The following is a 14,282-nucleotide window of genomic DNA, read 5'->3' as shown; positions in this document are numbered from 1 at the left end:
AATCTATGCCAAAAATTATTTCCGCCAATCTGAACGGCATCCGTTCCGCCGCCAAAAAAGGCTTTTTCAACTGGATGGGCACGCAAACGGCCGATTTCATCTGCGTGCAGGAATTGAAGGCGCAACTGCCCGACATGACGCCGGAATTCCTCAACCCGCACGGCTACCATGGCCATTTCCACTATGCCGAGAAAAAGGGCTATTCCGGCACGGGCGTGTACAGCAAGGTGGAACCGGATGCCGTGCATATCGGCTTCGGCAGCCCTGAATTCGATGCCGAAGGGCGCTACGTGCGCTGTGATTTTGGCAACCTGTCCGTCATCTCCGTGTACTGCCCGTCCGGCTCGTCCGGCCCGGAGCGCCAGGAAGCCAAGTTCCGTTTCATGGAACTGTTCCTGCCGCACCTGCTGGCATTGAAGGCACTGGGCCGCGAAGTGGTCATCTGCGGCGACTGGAATATCGCCCACCACGAAATCGACCTGAAAAACTGGAAGGGCAACAAGAAGAATTCCGGATTCCTGCCGGAGGAGCGCGCGTGGCTGACGCGCGTCTTCGACGAAGTGGGCTTTGTCGACGTGCACCGCGGCCTGGACAAGCGCGAAGACCAGTACACGTGGTGGAGCAACCGCGGACAAGCCTACGCGAAGAACGTCGGCTGGCGCATCGACTACCACGTCGCCACCCCCGGCATCGCAGCGCAGGCGCATACGGTCAGCGTCTACAAGGACGAGCGGTTTTCCGACCATGCGCCGTTGATCATCGATTACACGGTCAAGGGCTGATCTGATACGTCCGTGGTGGTGTCGGCTTACGCGCTGCGCGCTAAGCCGACCTACGCCTGATCTATCGTAGGTCGGATTAGGACCGCAGGGCCGTAATCCGACAACAAGGTTGACACGCCAATGGGGGTGTCGGATTACCCGAGCATGCGCCGGCTCTCAAAATGGCGCGGCTCGCCGCTCAAAGGATCCGTGAAATCGATGGCGCGCGCCAGCAGCTGCAGCGGGTGCGACATGTCGTCTTCCTTGCACGGCTGGGCCAGCGGGTAAAACGCGTCGTTGACGATGGGGATGCCGAGTGCAGCCAGGTGCACGCGCAGCTGGTGCTTGCGCCCTGTGTGCGGGTACAAGCGGTACAGGTTCACCTCGCCGCGCCGCTCGATTACGTCGATGACGGTTTCCGAGTTCGGCTCGCCCGCCTCCTCGCGCATGAGGAAGAACTGCGTGCCCTCGACCATGCGGCTGCGATACGTGAACGGAAAATCGCGGCCTGCCAGGACGGGCGCCAGCGCCTCATACATCTTGCGCACTTCGCGGCGCTGGAACAGCGTCTGGTAGGCGCCACGGCTGGCTACCTGGCGCGAAAAAATCACCACGCCAGCCGTCTCGCGGTCGAGGCGGTGGATCGGCGTCAGCTCGGCGCAGTCCAGGCTTTTCTTCAGGCGCGTCAGCAGGGTCTCCTGCACGAAGCGCCCGGCCGGCGTCATGGGCAAGAAGTGAGGCTTGTCGACCACCACCAGGTGTTCGTCCTGGAACAGGATCTCTTCCTGGAAGGGGATCGGCGTTTCGCGTTCCAGCTCGCGGTAGTAAAAAATGCGCATGCCGCGCCGGTATGCGCTGTCGGGGCCGAGCACTGCGCCATCGCCATTGAGCACTTCGCCGCGCGCCATGCGGTCCAGCCATTGCGCGGCGCTGATCTGCGGATAGCGCTCGAGCAGAAACGACAGCATGTCCGGCCACTGCCCTTCCGGCAACCACAGATAACTGGGCGCCACACCATCGCGCATGGGCAAGGGTGCGGCGGCGTGACGCTTCAACATCCTAGCGCTGCGCGATGGCGGTGCTGCGGTACGGCGGCAAGGCATCCACGCTGACGCCCTTGCTGCGCGCGTACAAGGGCAGCACTTGCGCCATGTGGCTGTTCATCTGCGAGATGCGGTCCTTGCCCGACGGGTGGGTCGAGAGGAATTCCGGTGGCGCGCCCTTGCTCACGGCGGCCATTTTCTGCCACAGAATCACGCCGGCACGCGGATCGAAGCCGGCGCGTGCGGCCAGGTCCATGCCGATCAAATCTGCCTCGCGTTCATCGTCGCGCGAGAACTTCAGCATCACGCCCTGCGCCGCCATATTCGTGGCGGTACTGGTGATGGTCGGATCGACGCCGAGCCAGGCTGACAGCCCGGCGCCGGCCAGCTTGGCGCCGACGGCCGCAAGGTTGCCCTTGCCGGCCTGCGCCTGCGAGTGTTCGCGCAGCGCGTGCGAAATTTCATGCCCCATGACGATGGCCACTTCATCGTCGGTCAAATTGAGCTTGGTGATGATGCCGCTGTAAAAAGCGATCTGCCCGCCCGGCATGCAAAAGGCATTGACCTCGTCCGAGTTGAGCAGATTGACCTGCCAGTTCCAGTTCGCCGCCGCCTCGTTCCAGCGCGTGGCAAACGGGATAATGCGCTGGGCGATGGCGCGCAGACGCCTGACCTGCGGGTCACTGTCGGGCACCAGCGCGTTTTTTTCCTTCGCTTCGTTGACCAGCTGCGTATATTGCTGCTTCGATTCTGCATTGAAATCGGCGCCGCCGGCAAAGATGCGCGAGGTCGACAAGGGCCGCACCTTGATGCCATCCTGCATCGTCGCCTGCTGGGCGTGGGTGGACAGGGGGGCCAGGGCGGTGGCCGCGCACAGGCTGGCCAGGATGGCGTAACGTTTAAGGGATATTGGTGCCATTGGCAGACCTCCATGGAGCGATTTTAGGCAGCATCATCATGGCCGGGAAGGCCAGGAAGAAGCACACGATGAAAAACGAAAACCAGCCCAGTTCCGCGACCAGAAAGCCCACCGAGGCATTGATCAGGGTGCGCGGCACGGCGCTCAGGCTGGAAAACAAGGCATATTGCGTGGCTGTGTAGCGCGGGTCCGTGGTGCGCGACAGGAACGCGACAAAGGCGGCCGCACCCAGGCCCAGGCTGGCAAAGGCTTCAAAACCGATCACGGCGCTGAGCAGCATGGTGTTCGGCCCCACCTGTGCCAGCCAGGCGAATCCCAGAATCGCGATCGCCTGCAGCGCGCCAAACACCCACAGGCCCCGGTTGATGCCCAGCTTGAGCATCCACACGCCGCCCACCACGCCGCCGGCCAGGCTGGCCCAGAAACCCGTGGTGTTGGCGGCCAGGCCGATCTGCGTCATGGAAAACCCCAGGTCCAGATAAAACTTCGTCGCCAGCGCCGTGGCCATGCTGTCGCCGATTTTGTAGAGTAATACGAAAGCGAGGATCCACATTGCGTTACGCCAACCATCGCGCGCGATGAATTCCTGGAACGGCAGGATGATCGCTTCGCGCATGGTCTTCGGCGGCGAGCCGTAGACGGCAGGCTCCTTGATCAGCAAGGTGCACACGAGGCCCGGCAGCATGAAGGCGGCCGTGATCCAGAAGACGGGCTGCCACGGCATGCGGTCGGCCAGGATCAGCGACAGCGCGCCCGGCACCATGCCCGCCACCTTGTACGCGTTGACGATGACGGCGGCGCCCAGGCCCTGCTCGTTGTCGCTAAGGATTTCGCGCCGGTAGGCGTCGATGACGATGTCCTGGCTGGCAGACAGAAAAGCGACGCCACCGGCAGCCGCCGCGATCAGGCCGATCTGCGTGAGCGGATCGAGCATGCCCATGGCGCCGATGGAGAAGAACAGCGCCACTTGCGTGGCCGCCATCCAGCCGCGCCGGCGCCCCAGGCCCAGGATGCGGTAGCGGTCCATCAGCGGCGCCCACAGGAATTTCCAGATGTACGGGAACTGCACCAGGGCGAACAGCCCCAGCGCCTTGACGTTCAAGCCCGACTTGGCCAGCCATGCCTGCAGCAGGTACAGCAGGATGAACAGGGGCAGGCCGGAACTGAAGCCCAGCACCAGCACGGCCAGCATGCGGCCATTGGCATAGGAGCGCCAGCCAGGCACCGGGCTTGTGGTCATCAATGCACCGCTTTTTTACGCAGGCGGAAGACGGCCAGGTCGCCGCGCAGGTTCGGCAGCACGGAGACCATCTTGCCTTCGGCCAGGGCCACGCATTCGATCACTTCCAGGCCGCATTCCTCGGCCAGCTCGCGGAAGTCGTTGATGGTGGCGCAGCGCACGTTGGGCGTGTCGTACCACTGGTAGGGCAGCGATTTCGACACGGGCATGCGGCCTTTGAGCAGCGCCACGCGGTGCGGCCAGTAGGCGAAGTTGGGGAACGAGACGATGGCCTCGGCACCCACGCGCACGATGTCGCGCAGCAGCGGCTCGACCTGCTTCATCATCTGCAGGGACGACAGGCACAGCACCGTATCGAAGCTGTTGTCGCCAAAGATGGCCAGGCCCTTTTCCATGTCTTGCTGGATCACGTTCACGCCGCGCAGGGTGCTGGCCAGCACCTTGTCGTCGGCGATCTCGATGCCATAGCCGCTGCAGTCCTTGTCGCTTTGCAGATACTGCAGCATCACGCCTTCGCCGCAGCCCACGTCCAGCACGTGCGCGTTGTTCGGCACCCAGTGGGCGATGAAGGCCAGGTCGGGGCGCAGTGCGCTCAATTCGTCAAAAGTCATGCGATCTCCTTGGCGCCCTGGCGGACGGCGGTGTGCTGTGCAGGAGCGGGCAAGCCCGCCCCGATGTCGTTCCATACCTGGCCATAATAGGCGCGCACCATGTTCATGTAGCGCGCATCTTCCAGCAAAAAGGCGTCGTGGCCGTGCGGCGCGTCGATTTCCGCATAGGTCACCTGGCGGCGGTTGCACACCAGCGCCTCGACGATTTCGCGGCTGCGCTCGGGCGAGAAGCGCCAGTCGGTGGAAAACGAGGCGAGGAAGAACTTGGCCTTGGTACCCGACAGGGCCTTGGCCAGGTCGCCGCCATGCGCGCGCGCCGGGTCGAAATAATCGAGCGCCTTGGTAATGAGCAGGTAGGTGTTCGCGTCGAAGTACTCGGAGAACTTGTCGCCCTGGTAGCGCAGATACGATTCGATCTCGAAATCGATGCCGAAGCCGAATTTGTAGTCGCCCGTCTGCGCCGCGTCGCGCAGCTTGCGGCCGAATTTCTCGGCCATGTCGTCATTCGACAGATACGTGATGTGGCCCACCATGCGCGCCACGCGCAAGCCGTTCTTCGGCACCACGCCATGCGCATAAAAGTCGCCGCCATGGTAATCGGGGTCGGACAGGATGGCCTGGCGCGCCACGTCGTTGAAGGCGATGTTTTGCGCCGACAGTTTGGCCGTCGAGGCGATCACCACGCAGTGGCGCAGCCGCTCGGGGAACATGATGCTCCACGCCAGCGCCTGCATGCCGCCCAGCGAGCCGCCCATCACGGCGGCGAACTGAGTGATGCCCAGTTCATCGGCCAGGCGCGCCTGCGCGCTGACCCAGTCTTCCACCGTGACGACGGGGAAGGAAGCGCCATACGGCTTACCGGTGGCGGGATTGGTGTGCATGGGGCCAGTCGAGCCGAAGCAGGAGCCCAGGTTGTTGACGCCGATGACGAAGAATTTATTGGTGTCGAGCGGCTTGCCCGGTCCCACCATATTGTCCCACCAGCCCGTGCTTTTCGGTTCATCCGCGTAGACGCCGGCCACGTGATGCGAGGCGTTCAGGGCGTGGCAGACCAGCACCGCGTTCGATTTGTCGGCGTTCAGGGTGCCGTAGGTTTCATACATCAACATATAGTCCCGCAGCGATGCGCCGCTTTGCAGCTGCAGGGGTTGCGCAAAATACATGGTTTGCGGCGAAACGATTCCAATGGATGACATGTGTGTCGGTTTATAAAAGGGGGTGGCCCCACGGGCCATGGTCGATGCAGCACCGCGATGATAGGTGCTGCAACTTTAGCATCAGGACACCTCTTGCCGCGCGCGATGTGTCCTGATGCTGATAGGGTGACAGTTTACATGAGCTGCAACTGATGTACGGCTTCCGCGATCACATTTGGTTCCATGGAACGCATAATTTTGCGCATTTGTGGTGCGATCAGGCCCAGGTCGCTGTTGAGGATCTCTTGCTTGACCGCCAACAGCTGGGCCGGATGCATGGAAAACTCGCGCAGTCCCATGCCCAGCAGCAAGCGCGTGAGCTTCACGTCGCCCGCCATTTCGCCGCACACGGCCACGTCGATGCCCGCCTTGTGGCCGGCGGCGATCGTCATCGAGATCAGTTGCAGCACGGCCGGGTGCAGCGGATTGTACAAATGCGCCACTTCGTAATCGACGCGGTCGATGGCCAGCGTGTACTGGATCAGGTCATTCGTGCCGATCGACAGGAAATCCATGCGCTTGACGAACATGGGCAGGGCCAGCGCGGCGGCGGGAATTTCAATCATGGCGCCCACTTCGACGGCATCGTCGAACTTGACGCCCTCCTCGCGCAGGCTGGCCTTCGCTTGCGCGATCATGGCCAGCGACTGGTCGATCTCGAACGCATGCGCGAGCATGGGGATCAGGATGCGCACCTTGCCAAAAGCCGAGGCGCGCAGGATCGCGCGCAGCTGCGTCAGGAACAGTTGCGGCTCGGCCAGGCAGTAACGGATGGCACGCAGGCCCAGGGCGGGATTCAAGGCCGTATGGTCGGACTGGTCGAGCGGCTTGTCGGCGCCGATGTCGAGCGTGCGGATGGTCACCACGCGCCCTTTCATCGACTGCACCGTGTTGCGGTAAGCCTCGAACTGCTCATCCTCGGTGGGAATCTTGTGGGCGCGGCCCATGAACAGGAATTCGGAGCGGAACAGGCCCACGCCGCTGGCGCCGGACTCCAGCGCAAACGCGCAATCATCGGGCAGTTCGATATTCGCCAGCAGGGTGATGGGGGTACCGCATTTGGTGACGGCCGGCGTCTTTTTCAGCTTGCCCAGCTTCTTGCGCGCGCGCTGCATGGCCACCTGGCGCTCGCGGTACTGCTCCAGCACCAGCGCGCTGGGGTTGGCGATGACCACGCCGGCGTCGCCGTCGATGATCAGCCAGTCGTCCTGCTCGATCAGCATCGACGCCTGCGACATGCCGACGGCGGCCGGGATATCCAGGCTGCGCGCGACGATGGCCGTGTGCGAGTTCTGTCCGCCCACGTCGGTGATGAAGCCGATGAAGGAGCGGTCGCGAAATTGCAGCATGTCGGCCGGAGAAATGTCGTGGGCGACCACGATCATCTGCGCCATCAATTCGTCTTCGGCGGCGGCCTTGGGCAGCAGCTGCTCCGTGCCCAGCAAGACTTTCAATACGCGCTCGGCCACCTGCTGGATGTCGGCCTTGCGTTCGCGCAGGTATGGGTCTTCGATTTCATCGAACTGCGCCGATAATTCATCGATTTGCGTCAGCAATGCCCATTCGGCGTTGTAATGGCGCGAACGGATGATGTCGAGCGGCGCTTCGGCGATCAACGGATCCGACAGGATCAGCGCATGCACGTCGATGAACGCGCCCAGTTCGGTAGGCGCGTCTTTCGGCAGCTCGTTCCACAGGGTTTGCAGTTCCTTGTGGACGGCGGCGATGGCGTTTTGCAGACGCTGGACTTCGGCTTCGATCTGTTCCTGGGCGACCAGGTAGTGTTTGACGTCAAGGGCGGCCGGCGCCAGCAGATGCGCGCGGCCAATGGCGATGCCGCGGGAGACCGGGATGCCGTGGAGCGTGAAAGATGCCATGGGGTGACCTGTCGGAATGCGGCTGCGGCTACGTTCGGCAGGCATTACTCGCCTTCGCCAAACCTGTCATTAATCAGGGCGGTGAGCGCATCGACACATGCCTGCTCATCATCGCCCTCGGCTTCCAGGGTCACTTTCGCTCCCTTGCCGGCGGCCAGCATCATCACGCCCATGATGGATTTGGCGTTGATGCGGCGCGCGTTGCGGGTCAGCCAGACGTCGCTCTTGAACTTGGCGGCGAGCTGGGTAAATTTGGCGGAGGCGCGTGCGTGCAGTCCCAGCTTGTTGATGATTTCGAGTTCTTTTTGAATCATTTTTGTATGGTCTCTATCCCTGAATGCGCTACGCTGATGACAATCTTGGCCTATAAAACCCGCCGCCTTCAGGGCGGCGGCCTTGTACTTCCCTATTCGCCCACGCGGATACGGTTATCGACGCGCACGGCGCCGCTTTGCGCACCGGCCAGCGCCATCTCCACCACCACGTCGAGCGTGTCGCGGCGATACGTGATGGCGCGCAGCAGCATCGGCAGGCTGATGCCGGCGATAACTTCGACCCTGCCCGCATCGGCCAGCTTGTTGCAGCAGTTCGACGGCGTGCCGCCCTTCACGTCGGTAATCACCAGCACACCGGAGCCGTCGTCGAGGCGGCAGATGGCTTCCGATGCCAGCTTCTGCACCTCCGCCAGGTCCTGGTCGGCGACGACGTCGATGGCTTCAAACCGTTCCGTTGGCCCGCGAAACACATGCGCGCAGGCGGCGATGAAGGCCTGTCCCAGCGGTGCATGTGTCATGAGCAAAATCCCTACCATAGTCATTTCACCTTCTGACGCTGCTGCGCTTGCACAACGCCATGCTCGACGGCGTCGACAAACATGGCAGCCACATCAAAACCCGTCTGCTGCATGATTTCCTGGAAGCAGGTCGGGCTGGTGACATTGACTTCCGTCAGATAGTCGCCGATCACATCCAATCCTACCAGCATCAGGCCGCGCGCGGCCAGGATCGGGCCCAGTTTTTCAGCGATTTCCAGGTCGCGCGCCGTCAATGGCTGCGCCACGCCCGTGCCGCCGGCGGCCAGGTTGCCGCGCACTTCGCCCGCTTGCGGAATGCGCGCCAGCGAAAACGGCACCGGCTTGCCGCCGATGACGAGGATGCGCTTGTCGCCCTTGACGATGTCGGCAATAAAACGCTGCGCCATGATGGTCTGCGCGCCGTTCTCGCTCAAGGTCTCGATGATGGCGCCCAGGTTCAGGCCATCGGCCTTGACGCGGAAGATGCCCGTGCCGCCCATGCCGTCGAGCGGCTTGAAGATGACGTCCTGGTGCTTGGCGTGGAAGGCGCGCAGGCGCGCTTCATCCGACGTTACCAGGGTCGGCGAGGTGAATTCGGGAAACTGGGCAATGGCCAGCTTTTCATTGTTGTCGCGGATGGCGGACGGCTTGTTGAAGACGCAGGCGCCCTGCTTTTCCGCCAGTTCCAGCAGATACGTGCCATACACGTATTCCATGTCGAACGGCGGATCCTTGCGCTCGATGATGGCGTCCAGGGCCGACAGGCGCACTTCCTCGGTGGAGACCACCTTGTACCAGTCGTGTTCGTCGCCCGTCAGTTCGATATGTTTGACCAATGCCGTGACGATGCCCTCTTCCAGCGCCATGTCCTTCTGTTCGAAGGCGTACACGGCGTGGCCGCGCTTGGCCGCCTCGCGCATCATGGCGAAGGTGGAATCTTTGTAAGTCTTGAAGCCTGCCAGCGGGTCGGCAAGGAATGCAATTTTCATGGTGCGTCCAATCGGGGAGCCTGGATAAGGAATGCTTGATTCTAGCCGAGATCGCCAGGCGCGGTAGTCACCGCGCCTGGCAAGCGGCAGGGGTAGATCAATACACCTCGGGATTCGGGTCCGTGCGCTCCATTTCCAGCGACGCGGCCAGCAAGGCCAGACGCGCCACCACGCCGTACACATAGAAGCGGTTCGGCGCGGCCGTGCCCGGCTTGGCCTTCAAGTCCGGCACCGCATGCTGCTGGGCAAACGCCAGCGGCACGTACTGCGAACCGGGCGCGTTCAGGTTCTGGTCCACGCCCCGCTCAGCATGCACGCGGTAAAAACCGCCTACCACATAGCGGTCGATCATGTAGACGACGGGCTCGGCCACCGCATCCTTGATGCTTTCGAAGGTCGGCACGCCTTCCTGGATGATCACGTCGGTTACCAGCTGGCCATCCTTGACGATCGACATTTTTTCGCGCTGCTTGCGCGACAAGTCGCGCACTTCGCTGGCATCGCGCACCGTCATGATGCCCGTGCCATACGTGCCCGCATCGGGCTTGACGATGACAAACGGCTTTTCCTTGATGCCGTATTCCTTGTATTTCTTGCGGATCTTGGCCAGCAGCACGTCGACGCTGGCGGCCAGCGCATCTTCGCCCTCGCCTTCCTGGAAATTGACGTCGCTGCACTTGGCGTGGAAGGGATTGAGCATCCACGGATCGACATCGATCATCTTGCCGAATTTTTTCACCACTTCATCGTAGGCCGTGTAGTGGTTGCTCTTGCGGCGCAAGGCCCAACCCGCGTGCAGCGGCGGCAGCAGGCTTTGCTCATGAATATTTTGCAAGATATCGGGTATGCCGTCCGACAAGTCGTTATTCAGCAAGATCGTGCACGGGTCGAAATCCTTCAAGCCCAGGCGGCGGCCGTTGTTCAGGCGCACGAGCGGCTCGATGACGAGCATGTTGCCATCTGGCAACGCCAATGGCGTCGGCTGAGTGATCTCGGGCGACCACGAGCCCAGGCGTACGTGCAGCCCCGTCTGGCGGAAGATCTGCATCAAGCGCGCCACGTTTTGCAGGTATTGCGGCGTGGTGTTGTGCAATTCCGGCACCATCAGCAGATTGCGGGCGTCCGGACAATACTTGTCGATGGCAGCCATGGCCGCCTGCACGGACAGGGGCAGCATTTCCGTGGCCAGGTTATGAAAACCGCCAGGGAACAGATTGGTATCGACGGGCGCCAGCTTGTAGCCCGCGTTACGCAAGTCTACCGAGCAATAGAAGGGCGGCGTGTGCTCTTGCCACTCCATGCGAAACCAGCGCTCAATGGCCGGCGTCGCGGCCAGAATCTTTTTTTCGAGGTCGAGCAGCGGTCCGGTCAGGGCCGTGACGAGATGGGGAACCATAGTTACATCCTTAAATTATGTGCAGTATTCAAAAAAGCACACAGAACTGCCGACTATATTACCGTGTAAGTATCCCAAATCGGGGCAAAAGCCTTGTTTTAAAGACCTTTTCCATTCCCACAACGAAAAAAAGGCACCTCAACGAGGCGCCTTTTCCAGCCTGACATGCCGCGCCGGGGCGCTGGCATGCCATATTGCCATCATTTAACCATGATATGCCTGCTCGCCATGGCTGGTGATATCGAGGCCTTCGCGCTCTTCTTCTTCCGGTACGCGCAGGCCGATGACGATGTCGACCAGTTTATAGGCGATGACGGAGACCACGGCCGACCAGATGATGGTGGTGCCGACCGCTTGCGCCTGCACCCACACCTGATGGCCGATCGAGTACGGATCCGCCGACATCTTGTTGGTGACATAGTCGAAGATGCCTTGACCGCCCAGTTGTGGTGCAGCAAACACACCCGTCAGCAAGGCACCCAGGATGCCGCCCACGCCATGCACGCCGAACACGTCGAGCGAATCATCGGCGCCGATCAGGCGTTTCAGGCCATTCACACCCCACAGGCAGATGACACCGGCCAGCAAGCCGATGACCAGGCCGCCCATCGGGCCGACAAAGCCGGCTGCCGGGGTGATCGCCACCAGGCCGGCCACGGCGCCGGACGCGCCACCGAGCATGGATGGCTTGCCTTTGCTGATCCACTCGCCAAATACCCACGACAGGGTGGCGGCGGCAGTGGCCAGCAAGGTGTTGACGAAAGCCAATGCCGCCACATCGCCCGCTTCCAGCGAGGAACCGGCATTGAAACCGAACCAGCCCACCCACAGCAGCGAGGCACCGATCATGGTCATCGTCAGCGAGTGCGGCGCCATCGATTCGCGGCCGTAGCCGACGCGCTTGCCGATCATGACGGCGCCTACCAGGCCGGCAACGGCGGCGTTGATGTGCACCACGGTGCCGCCGGCGAAGTCCAGCGCGCCTTTTTGCCAGATCCAGCCAGCCTTCAGGGCTTCGCTGGCCGAGGTGGCGGCGTTGGTGATCAGGTCAGGACCGGTCCAGAACCACACCATGTGGGCCGCTGGCAGGTAGGCGAACGTGAACCACAGCACGACGAAGGCCAGCACGGCGGCAAACTTGGCGCGCTCGGCAAAGGCGCCGACGATCAGCGCGCAGGTGATGGCGGCAAACGTGCCCTGGAATGCCACGAAGACGAACTCGGGAATGACGACACCCTTGCTGAAGGTGGCGGCGGCGGCAAACGTGCCCTTGGCCGGATCCCAGATACCGTTCAGGAACAGGCGGTCGAAGCCACCGAAGAAGGCGGTTTTTTCCGTGAAGGCGATCGAGTAGCCGTAGATGCACCACAGCACGATGACCAGCGCGAACACCATGAACACCTGCATCAGCACCGACAGCATGTTCTTCGAACGCACCAGGCCGCCGTAGAACAGGGCCAGGCCGGGGATGGTCATCAAGATCACCAGCAAGGTGCTGATCATCATGAAGCTGGTATCGCCCTTGTTGGCGACGGGCGCGGCGACTGGCGCAGCAGCGGCCGGGGCCGGAGCGGCGGCAGCGGGCGCGGCGTCAGGCACCGGCGTCACGGCGGGGGCGGCGACGGCCGTGGTCGTGGCCGCCTCCGTCTTGGCGGGCGCATCGGCAAAGCTTGGCGTGGCGATGCCAAACGCACACAGGCAGGCTATCCCGGCGAGCAATTTTGTTATATTTTTATGCATCAATATTCCCCTTAGAGCGCTTCGTTGCCGGTTTCACCGGTACGGATACGGATGACCTGTTCCAGGTTGTAGACGAAAATCTTGCCATCACCAATTTTACCGGTACGCGCGGCACCTTCGATCGCTTCGATGGCCTGGTCGACAATGGCGTCATCGACGGCCGCTTCAATCTTGGTCTTCGGCAAGAAATCGACGACATACTCAGCCCCACGGTAGAGTTCCGTGTGACCTTTCTGGCGGCCGAACCCTTTCACTTCGGTGACGGTAATGCCTTGCACATTGATAGCCGACAAGGCTTCACGCACTTCGTCCAGTTTGAATGGTTTAATGATTGCGGTAATCATTTTCATGGCAGTCTCGCTTAAAAGGTTTTGGACACGGTCAGCACGAGACCGGATTTCGCCAGGTTCTTGCCATTCGGTGCCAGCGACGTGATATTGGCTTTGACGTAGGCCAGGGCAACGGTTGCCATGCCGAAATCCTTGGTGACACCGAGCTTGTAATCGGTGTAGCTGAGGGAATCGTTGTGCGCGACCTTCTGGCGGCCCACATGCAGGTTCAGCAGATAACCTTCGTACATATCGATATTCGCACCCACATCGAGGTAGCCGCTGTTCTTGCTGTCGGCGACACCAAACAGATTGGTCGTCGAGTGCGAGTACTTGATATAGGCAGGGCCGTAGCCAAGCTGGCCGTACAACTCGAAAGTGTTGGCATTGGTGCTCAGCCCATTCGAGGGATAGAAATAGTACAGGCCGCCCACATCATAGGTAAAATCCTTGCTGATCTCGCCCCGCTTGCCGCCGTAGATATCCCATTCCAGATTGGTATCGCCGCCGCCATCCTTGATCCATTTGATGCTCGACAACCAGGTGCCCACATACAGGCCCGTCGGATTGTGGGTATAGTCGGCACCACCGCTGATGGCTGGGTCAAGACGGCTTTGCGACACGCCACGGTAGCGGTAGTCGGTGGTCAATGCCACGTTGTAGCTCACCACGTTATCAGGTACGGCTTCGGCCGCGGCAGGCGCTGCCACTGCATCCTGGGCCATGGCGCTACCGCACACGGCGGTCATGGCCAGCGTCAACGCTGCTACTAAAGTCATGTTCTTGGAGAGATTCTTCATGGCGATTTCCTTTTATTGAACTTTTAAAGCGGTTGAGGTTTAAAATCTTGGCTGGAGATCACAAAGCGTTCATACCTTCTTTAGCAGAATACGTGCCAGCTCTCTTGCCACCTTGACAGGTGCATTTCCGTCCATACATACCCTGCAAGCCATTGGGCATGCGGAAATGGGCTGCTGAAGCGTTGTGGATTTACCCATTTCCGCACCAGATTAACACCGCTGTGCACCGCAATGGTGCGATGCACATGCCGCACCATAAAAGGACTGACCATGGACATGAATACCTTCTTTAACGACTTGCAAGGCAAGATTCACCAGGCCATCGAGAACTCGCCGGCCAAGGATATCGAGAAAAACGTGAAATCGATGATGACCCAGGGCTTCGCCCGTCTCGATCTCGTCACGCGCGAGGAATTCGATATCCAGGCGCAAGTGCTGGCCAAGACCCGCGCCAAGCTCGATGCACTGGAATTGCGCCTGATCGAACTGGAAACGCGCCTGAACGACCCAAAGGCATAACGTACCGCCAGCAAGGTCGCGTTATACGCCGCCTTGCTGGCATATCTCAAGCCTGACAGCGCTTCAAGC

15 protein-coding genes are annotated in these 14,282 nt (G+C 61.3%); 2 read left to right on the top strand and 13 right to left on the bottom strand.

All coding sequences use genetic code 11. From position 1 onward, the window contains the following. The first annotated feature begins 5 nt into the window (after nucleotides 1-5). The gene (locus tag FJQ89_RS21720; protein WP_141171662.1) at nucleotides 6-782 is read left to right on the top strand and encodes an exodeoxyribonuclease III; all 777 of its coding nucleotides are present in this window, start codon (nucleotides 6-8) and stop codon (nucleotides 780-782) included. 134 nt (nucleotides 783-916) lie between these two features. On the opposite strand, the gene FJQ89_RS21715 is transcribed toward FJQ89_RS21720, so the two are convergent. From FJQ89_RS21715 to FJQ89_RS21655, 13 genes are all read right to left on the bottom strand, one after another. Beyond that, nucleotides 917-1,819 (bottom strand): pseudouridine synthase, encoded by a 903-nt coding sequence (locus tag FJQ89_RS21715; protein WP_141171661.1) that lies wholly within the window; start codon nucleotides 1,817-1,819, stop codon nucleotides 917-919. A 1-nt stretch (nucleotide 1,820) separates the two neighbouring features. Next, complete coding sequence (locus tag FJQ89_RS21710; RefSeq protein WP_141171660.1) at nucleotides 1,821-2,723, bottom strand: M48 family metallopeptidase; 903 nt, start codon at nucleotides 2,721-2,723, stop codon at nucleotides 1,821-1,823. Then, a complete protein-coding gene (locus FJQ89_RS21705; RefSeq protein ID WP_141171659.1) occupies nucleotides 2,704-3,963 on the bottom strand; it encodes an AmpG family muropeptide MFS transporter in 1,260 nt (419 codons plus the stop codon). The genes FJQ89_RS21710 and FJQ89_RS21705 overlap by 20 nt, the downstream gene beginning before the upstream one ends. Next, on the bottom strand, nucleotides 3,963-4,574 hold the full coding sequence (gene metW / locus FJQ89_RS21700; RefSeq protein WP_141171658.1) for a methionine biosynthesis protein MetW: 612 nt from the start codon (nucleotides 4,572-4,574) through the stop codon (nucleotides 3,963-3,965). Before metW ends, FJQ89_RS21705 begins: the two co-directional genes overlap by 1 nt. Continuing rightward, the gene (metX, locus tag FJQ89_RS21695; RefSeq protein WP_243136588.1) at nucleotides 4,571-5,737 is read right to left on the bottom strand and encodes a homoserine O-succinyltransferase MetX; all 1,167 of its coding nucleotides are present in this window, start codon (nucleotides 5,735-5,737) and stop codon (nucleotides 4,571-4,573) included. The genes metW and metX overlap by 4 nt, the downstream gene beginning before the upstream one ends. A gap of 167 nt (nucleotides 5,738-5,904) precedes the next feature. Beyond that, nucleotides 5,905-7,647 carry a phosphoenolpyruvate--protein phosphotransferase gene (gene ptsP / locus FJQ89_RS21690; protein WP_141171656.1) on the bottom strand — a complete coding sequence of 581 codons (1,743 nt, stop codon included), beginning with the start codon at nucleotides 7,645-7,647 and terminating at the stop codon, nucleotides 5,905-5,907. A gap of 44 nt (nucleotides 7,648-7,691) precedes the next feature. After that, on the bottom strand, nucleotides 7,692-7,961 hold the full coding sequence (locus FJQ89_RS21685; protein ID WP_010393142.1) for an HPr family phosphocarrier protein: 270 nt from the start codon (nucleotides 7,959-7,961) through the stop codon (nucleotides 7,692-7,694). Nucleotides 7,962-8,053: 92 nt separating this feature from the next. Then, nucleotides 8,054-8,458 carry a PTS sugar transporter subunit IIA gene (locus FJQ89_RS21680; RefSeq protein ID WP_029496035.1) on the bottom strand — a complete coding sequence of 135 codons (405 nt, stop codon included), beginning with the start codon at nucleotides 8,456-8,458 and terminating at the stop codon, nucleotides 8,054-8,056. 2 nt (nucleotides 8,459-8,460) lie between these two features. After that, nucleotides 8,461-9,429: a glutathione synthase gene (gshB, locus tag FJQ89_RS21675; RefSeq protein ID WP_141171655.1), complete on the bottom strand. Its 969-nt coding sequence runs from the start codon at nucleotides 9,427-9,429 to the stop codon at nucleotides 8,461-8,463. A 97-nt stretch (nucleotides 9,430-9,526) separates the two neighbouring features. Next, nucleotides 9,527-10,825 (bottom strand): glutamate--cysteine ligase, encoded by a 1,299-nt coding sequence (gene gshA / locus FJQ89_RS21670; protein WP_071079543.1) that lies wholly within the window; start codon nucleotides 10,823-10,825, stop codon nucleotides 9,527-9,529. Nucleotides 10,826-11,029: 204 nt separating this feature from the next. Next, a complete protein-coding gene (locus FJQ89_RS21665) occupies nucleotides 11,030-12,565 on the bottom strand; it encodes an ammonium transporter (protein WP_141171654.1) in 1,536 nt (511 codons plus the stop codon). Nucleotides 12,566-12,576: 11 nt separating this feature from the next. Continuing rightward, nucleotides 12,577-12,915 (bottom strand): P-II family nitrogen regulator, encoded by a 339-nt coding sequence (locus FJQ89_RS21660; protein ID WP_010393464.1) that lies wholly within the window; start codon nucleotides 12,913-12,915, stop codon nucleotides 12,577-12,579. 11 nt (nucleotides 12,916-12,926) lie between these two features. Further along, nucleotides 12,927-13,694 (bottom strand): TorF family putative porin, encoded by a 768-nt coding sequence (locus FJQ89_RS21655; protein WP_141171653.1) that lies wholly within the window; start codon nucleotides 13,692-13,694, stop codon nucleotides 12,927-12,929. A gap of 270 nt (nucleotides 13,695-13,964) precedes the next feature. On the opposite strand from FJQ89_RS21655, the gene FJQ89_RS21650 reads away from it, so the two are divergent. Then, entirely contained in the window at nucleotides 13,965-14,213 is a 249-nt protein-coding gene (locus FJQ89_RS21650; RefSeq protein WP_035824443.1) for an accessory factor UbiK family protein, read from the top strand. The last annotated feature ends 69 nt before the right edge of the window (nucleotides 14,214-14,282 follow it).

Source organism: Janthinobacterium tructae, assembly GCF_006517255.1.
Lineage (GTDB): Bacteria > Pseudomonadota > Gammaproteobacteria > Burkholderiales > Burkholderiaceae_D > Janthinobacterium > Janthinobacterium tructae.
This window is presented reverse-complemented; position numbering and strand designations above follow the sequence as displayed.

What these genes read in the sequence shown, in the direction of transcription:
- FJQ89_RS21720 (WP_141171662.1), top strand. Translation starts at nt 6, where the DNA reads ATGCCAAAAATTATTTCCGCCAATCTGAACGGCATCCGTTCCGCCGCC.
- FJQ89_RS21715 (WP_141171661.1), bottom strand. Translation starts at nt 1,819, where the DNA reads ATGTTGAAGCGTCACGCCGCCGCACCCTTGCCCATGCGCGATGGTGTG.
- FJQ89_RS21710 (WP_141171660.1), bottom strand. Translation starts at nt 2,723, where the DNA reads ATGGCACCAATATCCCTTAAACGTTACGCCATCCTGGCCAGCCTGTGC.
- FJQ89_RS21705 (WP_141171659.1), bottom strand. Translation starts at nt 3,963, where the DNA reads ATGACCACAAGCCCGGTGCCTGGCTGGCGCTCCTATGCCAATGGCCGC.
- metW (WP_141171658.1), bottom strand. Translation starts at nt 4,574, where the DNA reads ATGACTTTTGACGAATTGAGCGCACTGCGCCCCGACCTGGCCTTCATC.
- metX (WP_243136588.1), bottom strand. Translation starts at nt 5,737, where the DNA reads ATGTATTTTGCGCAACCCCTGCAGCTGCAAAGCGGCGCATCGCTGCGG.
- ptsP (WP_141171656.1), bottom strand. Translation starts at nt 7,647, where the DNA reads ATGGCATCTTTCACGCTCCACGGCATCCCGGTCTCCCGCGGCATCGCC.
- FJQ89_RS21685 (WP_010393142.1), bottom strand. Translation starts at nt 7,961, where the DNA reads ATGATTCAAAAAGAACTCGAAATCATCAACAAGCTGGGACTGCACGCA.
- FJQ89_RS21680 (WP_029496035.1), bottom strand. Translation starts at nt 8,458, where the DNA reads ATGGTAGGGATTTTGCTCATGACACATGCACCGCTGGGACAGGCCTTC.
- gshB (WP_141171655.1), bottom strand. Translation starts at nt 9,429, where the DNA reads ATGAAAATTGCATTCCTTGCCGACCCGCTGGCAGGCTTCAAGACTTAC.
- gshA (WP_071079543.1), bottom strand. Translation starts at nt 10,825, where the DNA reads ATGGTTCCCCATCTCGTCACGGCCCTGACCGGACCGCTGCTCGACCTC.
- FJQ89_RS21665 (WP_141171654.1), bottom strand. Translation starts at nt 12,565, where the DNA reads ATGCATAAAAATATAACAAAATTGCTCGCCGGGATAGCCTGCCTGTGT.
- FJQ89_RS21660 (WP_010393464.1), bottom strand. Translation starts at nt 12,915, where the DNA reads ATGAAAATGATTACCGCAATCATTAAACCATTCAAACTGGACGAAGTG.
- FJQ89_RS21655 (WP_141171653.1), bottom strand. Translation starts at nt 13,694, where the DNA reads ATGAAGAATCTCTCCAAGAACATGACTTTAGTAGCAGCGTTGACGCTG.
- FJQ89_RS21650 (WP_035824443.1), top strand. Translation starts at nt 13,965, where the DNA reads ATGGACATGAATACCTTCTTTAACGACTTGCAAGGCAAGATTCACCAG.